At 65.2% G+C, this 13,006-nt stretch carries 16 protein-coding genes; 11 read left to right on the top strand and 5 right to left on the bottom strand.

Annotated features, from left to right (window positions below; genetic code table 11):
• Nucleotides 1–43: 43 nt before the first annotated feature.
• On the top strand, nt 44–1,309 hold the full coding sequence (locus OXC99_01260; GenBank protein MCY4623628.1) for a Rieske 2Fe-2S domain-containing protein: 1,266 nt from the start codon (nt 44–46) through the stop codon (nt 1,307–1,309).
• 234 nt (nt 1,310–1,543) lie between these two features.
• Nucleotides 1,544–2,374, top strand: a complete 831-nt coding sequence (locus OXC99_01265) for a siderophore-interacting protein (GenBank protein ID MCY4623629.1) — start codon at nt 1,544–1,546, stop codon at nt 2,372–2,374.
• An 83-nt stretch (nt 2,375–2,457) separates the two neighbouring features.
• Here OXC99_01265 and OXC99_01270 read toward each other — a convergent pair whose 3' ends face one another.
• Nucleotides 2,458–2,880: a VOC family protein gene (locus tag OXC99_01270; GenBank protein MCY4623630.1), complete on the bottom strand. Its 423-nt coding sequence runs from the start codon at nt 2,878–2,880 to the stop codon at nt 2,458–2,460.
• 112 nt (nt 2,881–2,992) lie between these two features.
• Here OXC99_01270 and OXC99_01275 point away from each other — a divergent pair, with 112 nt between their 5' ends.
• The gene (locus OXC99_01275) at nt 2,993–3,556 is read left to right on the top strand and encodes a hypothetical protein (GenBank protein MCY4623631.1); all 564 of its coding nucleotides are present in this window, start codon (nt 2,993–2,995) and stop codon (nt 3,554–3,556) included.
• A 103-nt stretch (nt 3,557–3,659) separates the two neighbouring features.
• Here the strand turns inward: OXC99_01275 and OXC99_01280 are convergent, their stop codons facing one another.
• Nucleotides 3,660–3,803: a hypothetical protein gene (locus OXC99_01280; protein MCY4623632.1), complete on the bottom strand. Its 144-nt coding sequence runs from the start codon at nt 3,801–3,803 to the stop codon at nt 3,660–3,662.
• Between the two features lie 302 nt (nt 3,804–4,105).
• Between OXC99_01280 and OXC99_01285 the strand changes: the two genes are divergently transcribed.
• The gene (locus OXC99_01285) at nt 4,106–5,041 is read left to right on the top strand and encodes an ABC transporter ATP-binding protein (protein MCY4623633.1); all 936 of its coding nucleotides are present in this window, start codon (nt 4,106–4,108) and stop codon (nt 5,039–5,041) included.
• 2 nt (nt 5,042–5,043) lie between these two features.
• A complete protein-coding gene (locus tag OXC99_01290; GenBank protein ID MCY4623634.1) occupies nt 5,044–5,820 on the top strand; it encodes an ABC transporter permease in 777 nt (258 codons plus the stop codon).
• A gap of 12 nt (nt 5,821–5,832) precedes the next feature.
• Here OXC99_01290 and OXC99_01295 read toward each other — a convergent pair whose 3' ends face one another.
• Nucleotides 5,833–6,324 carry a cache domain-containing protein gene (locus OXC99_01295; GenBank protein ID MCY4623635.1) on the bottom strand — a complete coding sequence of 164 codons (492 nt, stop codon included), beginning with the start codon at nt 6,322–6,324 and terminating at the stop codon, nt 5,833–5,835.
• A gap of 265 nt (nt 6,325–6,589) precedes the next feature.
• On the opposite strand from OXC99_01295, the gene cobT reads away from it, so the two are divergent.
• The 4 genes from cobT to cobU are packed head-to-tail and all read left to right on the top strand — an operon-like array spanning nt 6,590 to nt 9,644.
• A complete protein-coding gene (gene cobT, locus OXC99_01300) occupies nt 6,590–7,666 on the top strand; it encodes a nicotinate-nucleotide--dimethylbenzimidazole phosphoribosyltransferase (protein ID MCY4623636.1) in 1,077 nt (358 codons plus the stop codon).
• Nucleotides 7,663–8,427, top strand: a complete 765-nt coding sequence (locus OXC99_01305) for an adenosylcobinamide-GDP ribazoletransferase (protein ID MCY4623637.1) — start codon at nt 7,663–7,665, stop codon at nt 8,425–8,427. The genes cobT and OXC99_01305 overlap by 4 nt, the downstream gene beginning before the upstream one ends.
• A gap of 33 nt (nt 8,428–8,460) precedes the next feature.
• The gene (locus OXC99_01310) at nt 8,461–9,093 is read left to right on the top strand and encodes a histidine phosphatase family protein (protein MCY4623638.1); all 633 of its coding nucleotides are present in this window, start codon (nt 8,461–8,463) and stop codon (nt 9,091–9,093) included.
• A complete protein-coding gene (cobU, locus tag OXC99_01315; protein ID MCY4623639.1) occupies nt 9,090–9,644 on the top strand; it encodes a bifunctional adenosylcobinamide kinase/adenosylcobinamide-phosphate guanylyltransferase in 555 nt (184 codons plus the stop codon). The genes OXC99_01310 and cobU overlap by 4 nt, the downstream gene beginning before the upstream one ends.
• A 73-nt stretch (nt 9,645–9,717) precedes the next feature.
• Here the strand turns inward: cobU and OXC99_01320 are convergent, their stop codons facing one another.
• Nucleotides 9,718–10,047 carry a TfoX/Sxy family protein gene (locus OXC99_01320; GenBank protein ID MCY4623640.1) on the bottom strand — a complete coding sequence of 110 codons (330 nt, stop codon included), beginning with the start codon at nt 10,045–10,047 and terminating at the stop codon, nt 9,718–9,720.
• 29 nt (nt 10,048–10,076) lie between these two features.
• Nucleotides 10,077–10,763 carry an SOS response-associated peptidase gene (locus OXC99_01325; GenBank protein MCY4623641.1) on the bottom strand — a complete coding sequence of 229 codons (687 nt, stop codon included), beginning with the start codon at nt 10,761–10,763 and terminating at the stop codon, nt 10,077–10,079.
• Between the two features lie 627 nt (nt 10,764–11,390).
• Here OXC99_01325 and OXC99_01330 point away from each other — a divergent pair.
• Together OXC99_01330 and OXC99_01335 are read left to right on the top strand one after the other, a co-directional pair.
• A complete protein-coding gene (locus tag OXC99_01330) occupies nt 11,391–12,644 on the top strand; it encodes an amidohydrolase family protein (GenBank protein MCY4623642.1) in 1,254 nt (417 codons plus the stop codon).
• Between the two features lie 100 nt (nt 12,645–12,744).
• Nucleotides 12,745–13,006: hypothetical protein (locus OXC99_01335; protein ID MCY4623643.1), on the top strand; the 262-nt coding region annotated here is incomplete at its 3' end.

A 13,006-nucleotide genomic window follows, 5' to 3' on the forward strand; every position in this document is an offset into this window, starting at 1 on the left:
TGCCGTCAATGGTCAGTGGATGAGTCCACAGGATGGAGTGCCGATGCTGACCGCAGAGGAGAATGAACTCTTCACCCGGGTAGGGCCAGGCACCCCGATGGGCAGGCTGATGCGCTGGTACTGGCATCCCATCGCGGCCGTGTCCCAGCTCGACGAGAACCCGGTTCGGGCGGTCCGCCTGCTGGGTGAGAACCTGGTGCTCTTCCGGGATAGGTCGGGCAGGATGGGTCTCATCGAGGGACGCTGCGCCCACCGGCGCGTTGACCTGCGGTTCGGTATCCCTGAAGCCCAGGGGCTGCGCTGCCCCTACCACGGCTGGCTGTACAGCCCCCAGGGGCAGTGCCTGCAGATGCCGGACGAGTCAGCGGACAGCACCTTCCCCAGTCGCGTGAAACTACAGTCGTACCCGGTGCAGGAGCTCGCAGGGATTGTCTTCGCCTACCTTGGGCCAGAGCCGGCGCCGCTGCTGCCGAACTGGGACCTCTTTGTGCTGGAGAACGTGGCGCGGGACGTGGGATTCCAGGTGCTCAACTGCAACTGGCTGCAGGTGCAGGAGAACGACATGGACCCGGCGCACTTGGAGTGGCTGCATGGCAACTTCTCCAACTATGCTCTCGAACGCATCGGGCGGAATGACCTGCAGCGTCCGCCTCGCAACCCTGAAGGGGTGCGCAAGCCGGTGGGCGAACGCCGCGATTGGGCTGTGTATGAACAGGGCGTCATGAACTACGCCAAGACGCCCGACGGACTTCGCGAGGTGCGTCCTTCCATCTTCCCCAACGTCAACAGCTTCACCACGGACTTCATGTACCGTGTGCCCATGGACGACTCCCACACGCTCCACGTTTTCTTCACGTCCTACGCGCAGGACCCGGATGAGCCTCCGCAGGAGAGTATCCCGTACTACATCGTGCCGCCTTCGGTGGACACCCACGGCAATCCTGTCTGGGACGAGCTCGACAACAACGGCGGGCAGGACGCCATGATATGGCTCGCCCAAGGGCCCATCGTCGACCGCACGAAGGAGCGGCTCGGCGAGTCCGACCGGGGGGTGCTCATGTACCGGGAGTTGTTGCGGCAGCAGCTGCGCATCGTCGAGGACGGCGGCGAACCGATGAACGTCGTCCGCGACTCGGCAAAGAACGTATGCATCACCGTGCCCCCGCGAGATGGATCGCCTCTCGAGTGGAATGGCCCGGACAACCATCTGATGAACCGCGTAACTGGCCCTTACAAGCACTCACCGGTCGTGCGCGGCATGGTTCGGAAGTTTAGGGGCAAGGATGCGCTGGATGGCCCCGTCTACTAACCTTTCCAATGCCTGCCGGGCTTGGTGGGCCCGCAGCCCGAAATCTTGGCAACGTTCATGAGCAACGGCCCGCCTTGACGACAAGTATGAGGTGCGGCTAGCCGCCGCCAATGCGCTTCGACAGCACCTGGAAGTGTTCTACAACTCATGTATTAGTGTTGACACAGTATATATTTCGTGTATACTTACTTACATTGATACGTTGTACAACTTATTTTTTGAGAGGTGCCACACATGGTCTCCACCAACCCAACAAACAGCCAGCCTGTGCCGCGAAGGCGCCCCCCGCCGCGCGTCGTTGAGGTTCGCCGCGTTGAGCGGATCACGCCGCGCATGGTGCGCATCACCCTCGGCGGCAGACAGTTGAAAGGCTTTCAGTCCAAGGGGCCTGCTGAACACGTTCGCATCTTCATGCCGGACCCGGAAACGGGCGAGTTGCTCATGCCTGTCGAGGGTCCCGAGGGGCTCGCATTCCCGGCGGACCGCCCACGCCCGATGAGCCGCGCATACACCCCGCGGCGCTGGGACGCCGACGCTTGCGAGCTCGACGTCGACATCGCGCTGCATGAGCACGGGCCGGGCGCCGCGTGGGCGTCCAACGTGACAGCGGGCGACACCGTCGTAATCGGTGGGTCTGCCGGCGGCGCATACTTCCTCGATGCCGAGGCCGAGTGGTACGTCATCGGCGGTGACGAGGCCGCGCTCCCCGCAATCTGCACGCTCCTTGAGGCGCTGCCGCCCACGATGCGCGCCCAAGTCTACGCCGAGGTGCACGACGCGGACGAGGAGCAAGAGCTCTCGTGCGCCGCGCCCTTCCAGGTCACGTGGCTGCACCGTGAGAACCGTTCAACGCCCGGCCGGCTGCTGGCTGAAGCAATGAAGGTGGCGGAACTGCCCGAGGGCGACGGCCGGATCTGGGTCAGCTGTGAGGCCGGCGTCATGCGGGAAATCCGTAAGCACTTCATCGAGGACCGAGGATTGGACCGCTCTGTGTTGAGGACCCAGGGATATTGGAAGCAGGGCGAAGTCAACCACCCTGACCACGATATGGGGGACGACGTCTAGCGTCCTCGTTCTTCTGCGCGCGGTGACGCAGATGCGTACTGACTGGTGTGTCCCACGCGGGTTGCCCACACCAGTTCATCCGGCTAGGCTGGGCTGGGTTCTATGGGCAGGCCCGATCCGGTCGCTATCTCCCACTGAAACCCGTCGGGATCGGCGAAGTAGCCCGAATAGCCGCCCCAAAACGTCTCACTCGCCGGCTTGACGATGCGTGCTCCGGCCGCCGCAGCCTCTTCGAGGACAGCATCCACTTGGGCACGCGAGGCTACGTTGTGCGCGATGGTGAAGGCATGTTTCCCAAACTCACCAATGCCAGCCTGGTCCGACGCGGCATCGTCCGCCAGAGCGTCCCGCGGATACAGCGACAACATCACATTGGTGAGCAAGAAGAACGTGATTGATGCGCTGCCTGCGTCATGCACGGGAAACCCCAGCCCGTCGCGATAGAACCGCGTTGAAAGTTCCAGGTCAGACACACCAAGCGTGATGATGCTTATCCGAGGTTCCATGGATCACATTCCTCCTAAGGGTGTCCCCCCAGTATGGCTCATCAACACTGGGGTTGTCATTCAATGGCCTGCCACGGGTGAAAGAGATCGAACCTCGCTGTACTATTGACCTGTGAGCAGTTGGAGTGAGCGCTTTCGCGACAAGACCCGGGATACCCTGGCCGAGGCGCTTGCCGAGCTCGGCGTGGCGGCTGAGATGGCTGAACGAGACCGGCCGGAAGAGTCTCTCGGCAAGAGGCTGTTCACCCGCTCTCTCGGCCTCGTTGACATTGCAGATGGGCCGATCGCATGGGTGAATGTCATCAAACAGGACGGCTCCGACAAGAGCCCGCCGCAATGGTGGTTCGTCTTCGGCATACCGGACAATCGGGAGATGCCGAAGGAGGGCGCCATCAAGCTGACGACCCTTCGCAAGAAGTCCTTCCCGCTGTTTGGGCGAGTTCTGGATGTCACATGGCGCGGCAAGGACATGGATACCGGGCTCATTAGCGTCCTCTCGGAGGACGCCACCGTCGACGAGATGGTGAAGCGGGTGAAGGATATGGAGCTTCAGAATCGCTCCACCAGCTTCCAGGGTTGGACACTTCGGGCCAACAAGAACTTCGAGCTTTCCTCAGACGACTGGGAGGCGCTCCAGACTATCGCTTACTACGTCACGATGACGCCAGTGGGGTGACATAAGCAGCATAGTAAGTGTGCGTGTACAACATCACTGGAGTTGACCAAACGAGCCCAAGGCGCGCCGGGTCCGCGCGCCGATAAGGTGTCGGAAGGGTGCGCTATTCTTTGTCAGCGGACGGACGAGCGTTGCTGCCCATCCGTGCTATTGCGGTGAACACAGCCAAGGTGACCACTATCGCCACAACGGCAATCGCGATCCCTGCTGAAGCGCCAATGAACCCCGCAATCTCACTGAAGGCCATAGCATACCTCCACGTATGGCAAGGCCTGTCGTTCGGTGATGCGGTATTGTACCCCCGACCGTCAATCCCCGGCCAGCCTTGCTACGGACGGGATTTGAGCTATTCCGGCGCGGCGTCTGTCCGCCTATGACACCACCTCTCAAGTTCAGTGCTGCCTCTGGCGACGGACATGGTGTATTGCTTTAGTTTGCATCGCAAACTAAAATTCCCCTGCGGCGTTGAACATCTGTACACTGGATGTTGCGCAGCCGCGGACATACTCGAATGCGCTGCGCTCTGCAGCCCCTCAAGGAGCACGACAATTGAATGGCGCCCGCAATCACGCGTCCCCGGAATTTGCCATTGAGGTCCGCGGTCTCCATAAAACCTATGGCAGCCACGAGGCCGTCCGCGGCATCGACCTCCAGATCGCGCCGGGCGAGGTCTTTGCGCTGTTGGGGCCCAACGGCGCGGGCAAGACGACCACCGTCGAGATCCTCGAGGGCCACCGCACCAGGTCGAGTGGGCAAGTGTCCGTGCTGGGCCACGATCCGGGCCTGAACGACCGTGCACACAAGCAGCGTGTGGGCATCGTGTTGCAGTCAACCAGCGTCGACCAGTATCTCTCCGTGGAGGAGACTATCAACCAGTTCCGAGGCTACTACCCCCATCCCTTGCCGCTGGAGGATCTGCTGGACCTCGTCGGCTTGCAGGCCCAGCGCCGGGAGCGCGTGAAGAAGCTATCCGGCGGGCAGCAGCGGCGGCTTGACGTCGCCATCGGTCTCGCAGGCAATCCGGAGCTGTTCTTTCTCGATGAACCGACGACGGGGTTCGACCCGGCCGCTCGGCGCGGGGCCTGGGAGATGGTGCGGGGGCTCAAGTCGCTGGGCAAGACCGTGCTCCTCACGACCCACTACATGGAAGAGGCCGAGTATCTTGCGGACCGCGTCGCCATCCTGGTGCAGGGGAAGATCGTTGCTGAAGGCGCGCCTGGCGATCTCGCTCTGCGCGCCCGGGCGACCACCGTCCGCTTCCGCCTGCGCGACGGCGCACCGCCTATCCCAAGCGAACTTCAGGCAACATCCGATGGCAACGGCGCATACTCGCTCGCGGCGGACAACCCGACGCGCACCCTTCACACCCTGACGGCGTGGGCGGTGGAGAACGGCATCGAGCTTGAGGAGCTTACCGTCACGCACCCCACGCTGGAGGACCTCTTCATCGAGCTGGTCGGCGAGACCGGCGGGAGCGAGGAGTAGCTATGAACTCCGTTGTGCTCGCGTTCCGGCAGGTACGCTATGAGAACAGCGCTTTCTGGCGCAACCCGGCGGCCGCCTTCTTCACCATCGTCTTCCCGCTCATGTTTCTGGTGATCTTCAACCTCATCTTCGGCAGCCAGGAGGTCACGGACGAGAACGGGAACACCTACAACCTTTCCACCTTCTATGTACCCGGCATCATGGTCTTCGCGGTGGTGGGAGCCACGTACACCAACGTCGCGATGGGAATCGCCTTTGCACGGGACGGCGGACTGCTGAAGCGCGTGCGCGGCACCCCGCTGCCGAGCTGGTCGTACCTGGCTGGCAAAATCGTGCACTCGATATTGCTGACAGTGCTGCTGGTCGTCATCGTTGCGGGCGCCGGCTGGCTGGCCTTTGGCGTCGACTTGCCGACGAACAAGTTGCCGGCCGTCCTCCTGACGCTGGCCATCGCGGCGGCGACGTTCTGCACGCTGGGGTTGGCAGTCACCTCGATCATCCCTAACGCAGACGCGGCGCCCGCCATCGTGAACGCATCCATCCTGCCGCTGCTATTCGTGTCGGACGTGTTCATCCCACTGGATGACGCGCCCGTCTGGCTCACCACCCTGGCCGACGTCTTCCCCGTGCGGCACATGGCGCTTGCCATGCACTCGGCCTTCAACCCATTCGAGGCTGGGGCAGGGTTCGAGTGGGCGCACCTGCTGGTGATGGCGGCGTGGCTCGTCGCCGGGGCGCTCTTTACGATTCGCTTCTTCCGGTGGGAGCCCCGGCGCTAGCGGAAGTTTCGCCTAGCGCTCGTACCAGCCGGACCCGAAGATGAGACCGTCGTGTTGCCTGGCCCATGTGTGCTTTTGCGACTCATCGCCGGTTAACGGGTTCAGCAGCGTGTAGTCGACCCAGACACCGTCCTCGGTCGCGGCCAGTAGCGGCTCACCGTAGTAGTATCCCGTCGAGTCCACGCGCTCCTCCGGGTCGCGGTTCACAAACATAGGATTGTGGTGGGCGATAGTACGGCCCTCTTCATTGATGATGAACACGTACCACTCGCCGTCCACATTGGCCGGGTCACTATAGTACTCCACAGACTCCTCGCGCCCTATGCGTTCATAGCGCTGGATCGCTTCGTCGACGAGAGCCTTGGTGTACAGGCTGGGCACGCTTTCAGTCGGTGGGGGCAGCGCGGGCGGCTCTTCGGTGAGAGCAAGGAAGGCAACCACGAGCGCCGCTACCGCGATCAAGACCGAGACACCCGCAATGCCCAACGACAAGCGATCCGACATTCATTCCCTCCAATGCGCCCTTCAATCGGACGCAGGCTTCTGACGTTAACCATGGAGTCAAGGGCGCGTTGACTACGCCGTTCCGCACTCATTGTATAGCACCATGTATTCCACCATGCAATTTACACGTGTCAGTGCCCCTCCAGGTTATCAATCGCCTTGACCCTCAAGCACTCTCGCCCTGTAACGACATCCATCGCTCAAGCGGCTACACTGGGCAAACCGGCCAACCCACCCATTCTGACAGGAGGCTTCGACCAGACGTATGGACCTGCGCGATGTCCTCGAAGGCATCAGACCCGTTGACGTCACGGCCATACGCGCCGCAGAAGCGCGGCAGGCGGCGCTGACGAAGCCGCCGGGCAGCCTGGGCCGGTTGGAGGAGCTGTCCGTGCAGCTTGCGGGCATCCAGGGCACAGACCGTCCCGTCATCCGGGGTAAGGCCATCATCGTGGCGGCCGCCGACCACGGCGTGGTGGCGCAGGGTGTGACGGCTTACCCGCAAGAGGTCACGGCGCAGATGGCGCTGAACTTCCTCGCCGGTGGGGCCGCCATCAGCGTGCTCGCGCGCAGGACCGGTGTAGACCTGGTCATCGTCGATGCCGGCGTGGCGACGCCATTGCCCGAGCACCCTGACCTGCGTATGCTCGGCATCGGCCGCGGCACGGCGGACATCACTGCGGGCCCGGCGATGTCGCGGTCGCAGGCCGAGGCGTGTATCACGGCGGGTGTGGAGCTGGCGTTGGAGGCGGCTGAGCGCGGGGCCGACGCCATCGGCACGGGCGACATGGGCATCGGCAACACCACGGCGTCGAGCGCCATCGTCGCGGCGCTGACGGGACGGCCGCCGGGTGAGACGACGGGCCGCGGCGCCGGCCGCACTGACTCTGAGCTCGCCGCAAAGGCGACAGTCGTCGAGCGCGCTTTGGCGGTCAACAAGCCGGACGCCGGTGACCCGATTGACGTGCTGGCCAAGGTGGGCGGCTTCGAGATCGGTGTGCTGACCGGCGTGGTGCTGGGCGGGGCGTACGTCCGGTGCGCCGTAGTCATCGACGGCTTCATCTCCGGCGCGGCCGCGCTCATTGCGCACCGGCTTTGCCCGCAAGTGCGCGACTACCTGGTGGCGGGGCACCTCTCGGCTGAAGCGGGTCACCGCGTCGTGCTGAAGGCGCTGGGACTGCGGCCGCTGCTGGAGCTCGACATGCGGCTCGGCGAGGGCACCGGCGCCGCGCTTGCGATGGGCCTCCTGGAGGCCGCGGCGGCGACGCTGTCCGATATGGCCACCTTCGCGGAGGCGGGCGTGTCAGACAGGCTGGCGGACGAGACGAGAGGCGCGCCATGAGAAGCCTGCTACAGGCATTCGGCTTTCTGACCATTCTGCCTGTCGGCGGCGGGCGGGAGCGGGCGATGGGGCCATCGAGAGCGTTCTTCCCGCTGGTGGGGCTGGCCCTTGGCGGAGCGCTGGCCGGCCTCGACTGGCTGATGGACACAGCGGTGCCGCCGCTGGTCGTCGACGCGCTCCTGGTCGCCGTGCTGCTCGCGCTCACGCGGGCCATTCACACCGAGGGGTTTCTGGACGCCTGCGACGGCCTCTTCGGCGGACACTCGCGTGAGGACCGGCTGCGCATCTTGCGCGACACCCACGTGGGCGCCTTCGCCGTTGCTGGGGGCGTCGCGCTGCTGCTGCTCAAGTGGTCGCTGCTGGTGAGCGTGCCGTTGGACGTGCGATGGGAGATGCTCGTGCTGTTCCCGTGCCTCTCGCGGCTGGGGATGCTGGGGACGATGGCCGCCTTCCCCTATGCCCGCGCCGAGGGGTTGGGCACCGCCTTCCTCGAAGGCAAGGGGTGGTGGCAGGTCGTTGTCGGGCTTGTCATTGCGCTCTTCGCGGCGTGGGCGCTGCTCGGAGGCGGCGGGCTCGTGGTGGCGGGGGCGGTGGTCGCCGTATCGCTGGCGCTGGGCTGGTGGATGTCGAGGATGTTGGGCGGCATGACAGGCGACACATACGGCGCGGTGAACGAGCTGGCTGAGGCCGCCGCGCTGCTGCTGGGCATCCTGGCCGTGTACTACTGGCCGACGCTGTTCTTCGCGCCATTCTGGGACTAGAGTGGACGCTGACTTACCGCCAAGGAGTTGGGCTTGGGCACATGGAGGCTGGTGCGGCACGGTGAGACGGTATGGAACTTCGAGGGCCGCATACAGGGGCACCGGCACATCCCGCTGACGGAGCGCGGCAGGACGCAGGCGCGGCAGATGGCCGAGCGGCTCGACGGGCAGGTTGCCGGGCCGATCTACAGCAGCGATCTGGGCCACGCCCTCTCGACGGCGCAGGAGCTTGCCGCGGCGTTCGCCGCCGACGTGCGCCCCGATGCCCTCTTGCGCGAGTTCTCCTACGGCGAATGGGAGGGCCTGACGATGGAGCAGGCCAAGGCCAACAACCCGGAGGTGTACGCAATCCGCATCACCGACCGTAACACCGACTTTGCGGCGCCCGGCGGCGAGACCACCATCGAACTGCTGGAGCGCGTCCGGCGATTCACCGACGCCGTCCGCAAGCGCCATCCGGCGGACGACGTCACCATCGTGGCGCACGGCGGGTCCATCCGGGCCGTCGCCGTGTGCCTCCTTGCACTGGACAGGGAGCACTTCTGGCGGCTGCGGCTCTCGCATGGCAGCCTCTCGGTGGTGACCGTGCAGCCGGAGGCTTGCGTGCTCGATCTCTGGAATGACACCAGCCACCTCGTTGACACCCAGTCGAGGACCATCCCGTGAGCCGGCTGACGCTGGTCCTCGGCGGCGTGCGAGCGGGCAAGAGCGCCTTCGCGCAGCGGCTCGCGTCCAGCGGACGTCGCGTTCTCTTCGTCGCGACGGCGGAGGCCGGGGACGCCGAGATGGCCGCCCGCATAGCCGCACACCAGGCGGACCGCCCGCCGGAGTGGACGACGCTGGAGGCGCCGGTGGACGTCCTTGGCGCGCTGTCGCCGGTGGTGGACGACTACGACACCGTGCTGCTGGACTGCCTGACGCTGTGGGTCAGCAACCTGTTGCTCCGGACGCCGGACCCGGCAGCCAGCGAGGTAATCACCGCGGCGGCCGAGGAGCTGCTGGCGTTGCATCGTCGCAGCGAGGCGGCGTGGATCGTCGTCAGCAACGAGGTGGGTCTCGGCGTCATTCCGCCGACGGAACTGGGGCGCGCCTACGAGGACGCGCTCGGGCGCGTGAACCAGCTCTTTGCGGCGCAGGCCGACGCCGTGTACTTCATGGCCGCCGGGCTGCCGGTGCAGCTCAAGGGCGAGCCGGGGCCGCCGCCGGCGACGGCTTGATGTTTTCACAGTCCACGCTAGTCGGTCGCAACAGCCTCGCGCAACGTGCCAATGTCAGTCGGGCCGTGCTGCGCTACTTGGGCGGCAGCGCCAGGGCCGTCGTCGCGCCGTAGCGCACCCACTCTGCGAGGTTGGCATCGGCTTCGATGGCTTCCGGGCCTACGAGGACCCAGCCGCGCATGGGGCGGCCGGAGTAGTCCATCTCGCAGACGTGGTCAATCTCCAGCGTGGCGGCGTACTCGTCCCTGGGTACGCGCACGATGAGGTCGTCGTTGAGGACGCAGCAGGCCAGGTTGCCCTGCAGCATGAACGCCATCCCGCCAAACATGCGCTTCTGCTCGAGCGTGGGCTCGGGCCAGAGCATGCCAAGGACGCGGTTGGCGAGGTCCTGGTTGTAGGGCATTTGGCGGCTCCTTGACGTGCAGGTTTGGGTCAGTCCACGCGCCGGATGACGTCCGGGACGTTGTTCTTTGGCGAGTTCACGAGGGCCGAGACCTCATAGGCCCGCATGTACTCCGCCGGGTAGGGGGCGAGGATGTCCGAGAGGATGGCGGAGTCCTTCACGTCGGGGTCAAGCCAGAGGTCCTCCAGGTCAGGCGGAAGGATGACGGGCATGCGGCCGTGGATGGCGCTGACGAGGCTGTTGGGCGTGGTGGTGATGATGGTGCAGGACTGGATGCGCTCACCCTCGGGGTCCCGCCAGGTCTCCCAAAGGCCGGCGAAGGCGAAGGGCTCGCCGGAGCGCAGCGTGATGCGCATGGGGCGTCGCGCCTTGCCCTCGCGCTGCCACTCGTAGAAGCCGTCGGCGATGACGAGGCAGCGGCGGCGCTGCAGGGCGGTGCGGTAGCTTGGGCGTTCGGCGACGGCCTCAGCGCGGGCGTTGATCATGCGGTGGCCGACGGACTTGTCCCTGGCCCATGAGGGGATGAGTCCCCAACGCATGAGGACGGCCTCGCGGTGGCGGCGACCGTCGCCGGGGCCATCGGCGGCGCGGACGGTGAGCACGGACTGGGTGGGCGCGACGTTGTAGTCCGGCGCGAGGTCGAGGCCGCCCGCGTCGAAGTCAAAGCGCAGGGCAAGCTGGTCCGCCCCCGCAACGAGGCTGTAGCGTCCGCACATGGTCGCGCTCCTTCCCTTGGGTGTGCGTATTTTCCTACGGCTGGACGGGTGATGTCACGGGCGCTGGAGGTGCGACACCCACCAATTTATCGGTTTGGATTCTCAGCGGCGGGGGAGGTTGTTTGCTCTTTGTTTTGTATCCTCCTTGTCGTATTTTAGCTACAAGTCAATGAATTCTTTTTTTGGGGGGATACACCCTCCAGCGTAGCTACCCGGGGCCACAAGGGTAACAGTTTTTTTGGCGTCCCCGACTCGTTGGATGGTGTAGTTGAGTACGTCGATGTGTTCCATGGATGTGAGGGTAGCCTTGGGTTGGGCTTTCGGGCAACGTGGTTGTGGCAGGGTTGGGATAGATCGGGGCGGTCCATGTCCAGATGCCCATCCTTCCAGCGTCTTTGGATTCCTGCCTTCGCAGGAATGACGCTTGGGGGTGCAGTGGGGGTGCAGGAATGACGGTAGGGGGTGCGGGAATGACGTATGAGGATGCAGTCAGTAGCGCGGGGTACACCCCTGGTGTACACTACGCCGTCAGACGGCGGTCTCGTACGCGCGCCTGAATGCTCTTCAATTTCCCCCAAGGCAAACGGTGGGCGCGGCGAGCGCCGCAGGCATACGCTGGAGGAAGCCATGCCAGCATCGACGCCCACGTTCCGAATCCTCAAGGCCGACCGAGTGATGGACGGCCGCGACTCTCCCGTGCAGACCGGCGTGTCCGTGCTGCTGCAGGACGACCGCATCCGCGCCGTCGGCCCGGACGAACAGATCGCCTTCCCCGACGGCGCGTCGGGCGAGGTGCTCGAGTTTCCGGGCGGGACGCTGCTCCCCGGCCTCATCGACTGCCACACACACACGAACATGCCCGGCACGGGCCGCCGCGGCGAGGACGTCAACCGCGAGGACACGGACGCCATTCGTGTGCTGCGCTCGGCGCACAATGTTGCCATCGCGCTGCAGACGGGCGTCACGACAGTCTGCGACTGCGGCGGCTGGAACGAGACGACCTTCTCTCTGAAGGAGGCCATCCGCGAGGGCACCGTCAACGGCCCACGCGTCCTCGCCTCCGGCCGGCCTATCACCACCACCGGCGGCCACTGCTGGTTCATGGGCTCTGAGGCGGACGGCGTCGACGGCGTCAGGAGCGCGGCGCGGCTGCTCATCAAGCAGGGCGCGGACTTCCTGAAGGTCATGGGCACCGGCGGCAGCACCCTCGGCACGGACCCATTCCATCCTGCCTTCTCGATGGAAGAGTTGCAGGCCATCGGCGAGGAGGGGCACCGGCGCGGGAGGCCCGTCGTCGCCCACTGCCGCACGAACGACGCCATGCGCATGGTCGTGGACGCGGGGTTCGACGCCATCATGCACGGCTGGTTCACGGACGACACGGGGGCAAAGATGTACGACCAGGCGCTCGCCGAGCACATCGCGTCGCACGGCGTCCGCGTCAACCCGACGCTGCAGATCACGCGCAGCCGCTTCTTCCTCTGGGAGGAGCGCAAGGAGCGCGGCGAGCTCTCGCCGGACGAGGAGGCGCAGTACGAGCGCATGAAGGCCAGTCACGGCGAGACGCTGGCCCACGCCGGGCAGCTCTTCAAGACAGGCGTCAAGCTCATGGCAGGGTCGGACTGCGGCTGGGGCTACTACCCCTTTGGCCACTTCGACCGGGAGCTCAAGGCAATGGTCGACGCGGGCCTGACGCCCACGCAGGCCATCCAGTCGGCGACCTGCAACAACGCGGAGTTGCTCGGCGTCGCGAGCGACGTGGGCACGGTCGACGCGGGCAAGCTGGCGGACCTGATCGTCGTGGACGGAGACCCGTCGGAAGACATAACGCACATCGGCAACGTCACCGCCGTCTTCCGCGGCGGCGAGCGCGTCAAGTAACTCGAAAACGTCTCCTGCGGTTCACCCTTCGATTTCCCTCAGGACGAACGGCAGGAGACGCGCAGAATAGCAGGCGAAAGACAACGGAGGAGGAAGCGCCATGGCAACGGAGACGGCAATCAAGACCAAGAAGATAGACGCTGACAGCCATTTTCTGCCCCGGAGCAACTTCGGCGACCTGCGGTCGCTGATGCCGGAGTTCACGGAGGAGGAGCTGGACATCATCATCCGCGACGCCGTGGTGTTTGCGGACCCGAACGCGCGCAGCGGCGGCTTCCGCGCGACGGCGGCCGGCCAGCGCACGTCCGGCGGCGACTCGACTATCTCGCAGGGCGTGAGCGCACCGAGGCGCGCGGGCCCCA

Source organism: Chloroflexota bacterium (genome assembly GCA_026713825.1).
Taxonomy (GTDB): Bacteria; Chloroflexota; Dehalococcoidia; order Lucifugimonadales; family UBA1127; genus UBA1127.

Excerpts from the sequence above, each read along its gene's own strand:
- OXC99_01260 (MCY4623628.1), top strand. The coding sequence starts at position 44 with ATGCTGACCGCAGAGGAGAATGAACTCTTCACCCGGGTAGGGCCAGGC.
- OXC99_01265 (MCY4623629.1), top strand. The coding sequence starts at position 1,544 with ATGGTCTCCACCAACCCAACAAACAGCCAGCCTGTGCCGCGAAGGCGC.
- OXC99_01270 (MCY4623630.1), bottom strand. The coding sequence starts at position 2,880 with ATGGAACCTCGGATAAGCATCATCACGCTTGGTGTGTCTGACCTGGAA.
- OXC99_01280 (MCY4623632.1), bottom strand. The coding sequence starts at position 3,803 with ATGGCCTTCAGTGAGATTGCGGGGTTCATTGGCGCTTCAGCAGGGATC.
- OXC99_01290 (MCY4623634.1), top strand. The coding sequence starts at position 5,044 with ATGAACTCCGTTGTGCTCGCGTTCCGGCAGGTACGCTATGAGAACAGC.
- OXC99_01295 (MCY4623635.1), bottom strand. The coding sequence starts at position 6,324 with ATGTCGGATCGCTTGTCGTTGGGCATTGCGGGTGTCTCGGTCTTGATC.
- cobT (MCY4623636.1), top strand. The coding sequence starts at position 6,590 with ATGGACCTGCGCGATGTCCTCGAAGGCATCAGACCCGTTGACGTCACG.
- OXC99_01305 (MCY4623637.1), top strand. The coding sequence starts at position 7,663 with ATGAGAAGCCTGCTACAGGCATTCGGCTTTCTGACCATTCTGCCTGTC.
- OXC99_01320 (MCY4623640.1), bottom strand. The coding sequence starts at position 10,047 with ATGCCCTACAACCAGGACCTCGCCAACCGCGTCCTTGGCATGCTCTGG.
- OXC99_01325 (MCY4623641.1), bottom strand. The coding sequence starts at position 10,763 with ATGTGCGGACGCTACAGCCTCGTTGCGGGGGCGGACCAGCTTGCCCTG.
- OXC99_01330 (MCY4623642.1), top strand. The coding sequence starts at position 11,391 with ATGCCAGCATCGACGCCCACGTTCCGAATCCTCAAGGCCGACCGAGTG.